Raw genomic sequence first — 1,580 nt, 5'->3', positions numbered from 1 at the left:
ACGCCCCTGCGGGACTTCGTGACCCACTTCGTGGACCACGCCACCGACGACCCCGCTAAGGCGTTGTCACCAGGCCGCATCCGCGACACCCAGCCCCTGGTCGCACGGACCGATCTCGACAGCCCGTCCAGCCATACGCACTTCTCGTACTTCGCGCTGTCGCCGATGCACACCATCGGAGCGTGGGACGGACCTGCGCCCGAGCTGCTCCTCAGCCGTGTGAGGGGCGCGGAGCGCACAGGTGTCGGCTACTTCGCTACCGGGCTGCCCGAGCTCCCCGTCGGCGCCGCCCCGGACGCTCTGCCCCCGGCCGTCATCAGCCGGGAGCGGACCGTGCACCTCGCCGAATACCTGCACGCACCGGTCGGGCAGGTACTCCACCACTGGTAGGGGCGCAGGGCTGCGCCTGATCACTGGCGCACGGGATAGGGCGGCCGGGCAGGTCCGTACGGTGCGAACCTGGACCGGCCAGCCCGGTCAACGGATGCCGGTAGGGGTGTGCCGGGGCAGTTGCGCGTAGTGCTGCTCCTCTGCAGGAGACGCCTCGGCTAGGTGCGCTTCGTCTTGGGCTTGGCGTCCTTGCTGCTTCAGCCGAAGATCTGCGGCAACCTTCCTCCTGCGGCGTTCTTCTTCCTGCTCGCGCAGCCTCGCCTGCCGCCGGTGGTCCTCGAGTCGTTCGTCTTCCATGCGGCGCGTCCTCTCTTGTGGGGATGTGTGGGTGGTGGTCAGCGCACGCCGACGCCGACGGTCTGCGGGTTCTGTTGGGCGTTGCGTTGTGCCTCGTCCACGTTGGTGGTCGTGGCGAGTTCGGTCTCGGCGGGTGCCGGATTGGCGGCGGCCCGGGCTTCCGCGCCAGCGATCACTTTCTGGCTCACTGCGTTGAGGCGGTGCTCCTGGCCTTCAAACAGCTGGGCGACTTCCTGATCGGTCGGGGCCTCGACGGTGGGTGCCGGGCGGGTGGTCAGGTTGCCCGGGTGGCGGCGGTCGGCGGAGCGGTCCCGGCGCGGAAGCTCCGGCGCACCGGCGGCAGGGGCCGAGGCTGCGGGGGCGGCCGGTGCCTGCGTCGGCTCGGGCTCGGCGGGGGCGGGGGCTTCGGCAGTAGGGGCGGCTTCCGGCTCCGCCGCCGGGGCCGGGGGAGCCGAGGATGCCGCCACGGCTGCGGTGCCCTTCTGCATTTCGAGCAGGTTCGGCAGGCGCTGCTCGAGCAACTCCAGTTGGGCGGGCAACTCCTCGCGAGAGACGGTGAGGGTTTCGCGCGGCTTGAGGCCGTTGGGCGGGCCGACCACGCTGAGGGTCTCGAGCACGGCCAGGGCCCGCTCCGCCTGCGCGTGGGTGAGGTTCAGCTCGTCGGTCTCACTCAGCACGAGCGGTGAGGCGACCGTGCCCTGCTCGACCACGTGCGCGGCCACCGCCCGGACCTGCCCGGCGCTGAGTTCGGCCTCCAGGGCCTGGGCGGTGAGCTCGGGCGGCCCGGCGATCTCCTGACCGAACCGGTCGGCGACCTTGCTGAGGAACTGCGCGTCACGGTGGAAGGAGTTGTTCTCCACCCGGCGGCGCAGCGCCTCGACGAGGGCGAGGCG

The 1,580-nt window shown here is 71.6% G+C and carries 3 protein-coding genes; 1 reads left to right on the top strand and 2 read right to left on the bottom strand.

Translation table 11 applies throughout. The annotated features are described in order from the left end of the window. A partial coding sequence (locus ACWFR4_RS47450; RefSeq protein ID WP_453658037.1) for a hypothetical protein occupies positions 1–390 on the top strand: 390 nt, incomplete at its 5' end. Between the two features lie 87 nt (positions 391–477). Here ACWFR4_RS47450 and ACWFR4_RS47445 read toward each other — a convergent pair. Both ACWFR4_RS47445 and ACWFR4_RS47440 read right to left on the bottom strand, forming a co-directional pair. Further along, entirely contained in the window at positions 478–687 is a 210-nt protein-coding gene (locus ACWFR4_RS47445; RefSeq protein WP_453658035.1) for a hypothetical protein, read from the bottom strand. A gap of 38 nt (positions 688–725) precedes the next feature. Beyond that, positions 726–1,580: hypothetical protein (locus ACWFR4_RS47440; RefSeq protein ID WP_453658033.1), on the bottom strand; the 855-nt coding region annotated here is incomplete at its 5' end.

Source organism: Streptomyces sp. NPDC055140 (genome assembly GCF_053607285.1).
The sequence above is the reverse complement of the archived record's forward strand: the minus strand, read 5'-3'. Positions and strand labels throughout refer to the sequence as shown.